Source organism: Streptosporangium sp. NPDC049644, from assembly GCF_040675205.1.
In the GTDB taxonomy this organism is placed as follows: domain Bacteria; phylum Actinomycetota; class Actinomycetes; order Streptosporangiales; family Streptosporangiaceae; genus Streptosporangium; species Streptosporangium fukuiense.
In genome coordinates, this window is sequence record NZ_JBFAOJ010000230.1 from 1 (window position 1) to 2484 (window position 2484).

Below are 2484 nucleotides of genomic sequence, written 5' to 3' on the forward strand. Positions count from 1 at the left end.
GCGCGATGGCCTGGCGCGAGCGGCAGGGCTTCGCGGGCGGCGAGCAGGACGTCGGCTCCGACGTCGTCGCCGAGTCGTTCGAGGCCGCCGGGGCCGGGCGAGCATGGGTGCACCACCGCCTCAAGCCGGTAGGGGCGTAGTAAGCGCGTATGAGCGCACCGACCCACGACCGCCGGAGGCCCGCATGCCGAACCGGACACTGTTCCCCCTGCCGTCCGGCAGGCGCCGACAGGAAGCCGGCAGAGATCGACAGGGGCCGACATTCCTCGAATGTCGGCCCCTGTGTTCTTCGTCCGAAGCTTCGGCGCGGTCAGCCGCGCAGGGCGGCGGTGAGCTCGTCGGTGCGGGCCCGGCTGCCCCAGAACCACTCCACGTGGGCGTCGCGCCGTTGCTCCCCCAGCCAGTCGTCGAAGATCCGCCTTTCGACGAACTCGCGGGTCAGCTCGTCGAGCACTGCGGGCTCGACGGCCAGTACGCGTGCGACGCAGAGGCCGCCGTCCGGCAGCCGAGCGGGTCCGAGCACCTGGCCTTCCCGCGCGTCGGCGGCCGGTGCGCCGAAAAGCGCGACCAGGTCGTCCCTGCTGTTGGCCTCCATCCGGCAGGTGGCCAGGCCGACCAGTACCTCCTGTGCCGCCAGCGTGACCGGGTCGCCGTCCCGCAGGAGCGCGGCGGCGGCGTCGGCTCGTTCGGGGTCGGCGTACCGCAGTCTGATCACGCGCAGCCGGTCGAACTCCCCGCGGTGGGCGGCGAAGAACTCCTCGGCCCGCCCTTCGACCACCTCTCGGCGCAGGTCCGCGACCGCGGCCTCGTTCGTCACGATCTCCTCGAGGCGGGCGTGGCTCAGGCCGCGCTCGGTCATCCACCGTCGCATCACTTCTGTGGTCAGCAGTCCTCGCGCCCGGCGGAAGGCGTCCATGGCCTGCTGGAGCCTTTCGTCGGACAGATCCGTCTGCCGGGTGGCCAGGGCCTGCTCGACCAGGGCGGCGTTCACCAGCTGCCGGGCCAGGCCGGTGTCCTCCAACAGCACGTCCAGGGTTGTGACGGTCCGCTCCATGGTCATGTCGACGCCGTTCACGCGTACGACGAGCTGCTCGCCGGAACGCTGGCCGCCGCGCAGCGGCCAGGGGATCGTCCGGTTCGGGGCGTAGGCCAGCGAGACGGTCCCCTCGGTCGAGGGGAACAGCAGGTCGTAGTGGTATTCGTCGGTGGCGGCCTCCCGCTGCCACAGCAGCCGCATGGGTACTCGCGGGTGGCGGGCGCGTAGATCCGACAGCCGGTCGCGGGCGGACTCGGGCGGGGCGTCGTCGAGCCCGCGCAGCCATTCCAGGGCGTCGCCGAGAAGCTCGGAGGGCACCATCGGGGACACGTCAGGCTCCTTCCAGCAGTAGGTCGCAGAGCGCCTCGCTGATCGGCAGACCGGTCAGCTCCTCGATCCACAGCCACTGCCCGTTGGGGTTGATCTCCAGAAACACGTAGCGGCTGTCCGGGGTCAGGACCAGGTCCAAGGCTCCGTAGGCCAGGCCGAGCCGCTCGGTCATCGCCAGGCACCGATCGGCGATCTCGTCAGGCAGCCGATGCACGTGATGCGGGGTCACCCCGAGGTCGTACCAGCGCCAGTCCACTTTCGCCCGGTTGCTGGTCTGGGAGTGGATCTCGGCCGCGAACACTTGCCGGCCGACGACGGTGACCCGCAGCTCCAGCCGCTTGGGCACGTACTGCTGCACGATGACCGGGGAGAGCCGCAGCGCGTCCGCGTAACCGACATCGCGGGGCGAGACGAGCTCGCACTTGCGGATGACCGTGTGACCGGCGGCGAGGTTCTCCACCCACGGCATGCCCATGGGCTTGGTGACGATCTGCCCGTCATGACGGTTGTGGAAGTCCCACAGCGCGTCCGGCTGGGGCGCGATCAGTGTCTCGGGGATCTCGAACCCCAGCTCGGCGGCCAGCATGAGCTGCGACGCCTTGTGACCGGCCCGCCGGAACACCGACTCGCGCGCGGGCACGACCCGGCACGGCAGGTGCTCCCACAGGTCGCCGATCAGGTTCACGCTCTCCAGGGCGGTGTAGGCCGCCACCGAGGGGTCGGTGATCTCCGGATGGGCCTCCGGCGGCTGGGGCCGCCGCCACCACAGCGCGGTCAGCGAGTCCAGGTCGAGCGTGCCGGATTCGGTGTGCAACAGCCGCCGGGCCAGACCGTGCGCGGTGTAGGCCAGCTCGACGTGCGCCCGTACGAGGTAGTCGCGGTTGTCGAAGACGGTCGTACGAGCACCGCGCCGGGCCAGCAGCTGCCTGATGTGGTCGGCGTGCGGGTCGTGGTCGCGGGTGAGGACGAGGACATGCGGGGGTGACACGGTTCTCCTTGCAGAGCGGGCCCGCGCACGGGGCGGCGGACCGCCGGTGAAGGACGGAGGTCGGCGGTCGTCTGGACGGTCATTCGACCTTCCCTTCGTAGCTGCTTGTCGATCTTGTTTTCGGTTGGAG

2 protein-coding genes are annotated in these 2484 nt (G+C 70.7%); both read right to left on the minus strand.

Annotated elements, in window-relative coordinates:
* Nucleotides 1–310: 310 nt before the first annotated feature.
* Entirely contained in the window at nucleotides 311–1357 is a 1047-nt protein-coding gene (locus AB0J58_RS44645) for a TIGR04500 family putative peptide maturation system protein (RefSeq protein ID WP_364227860.1), read from the minus strand.
* A gap of 10 nt (nucleotides 1358–1367) precedes the next feature.
* Nucleotides 1368–2354 carry an MvdC/MvdD family ATP grasp protein gene (locus AB0J58_RS44650; protein WP_364227857.1) on the minus strand — a complete coding sequence of 329 codons (987 nt, stop codon included), beginning with the start codon at nucleotides 2352–2354 and terminating at the stop codon, nucleotides 1368–1370.
* Between the last annotated feature and the right edge of the window lie 130 nt (nucleotides 2355–2484).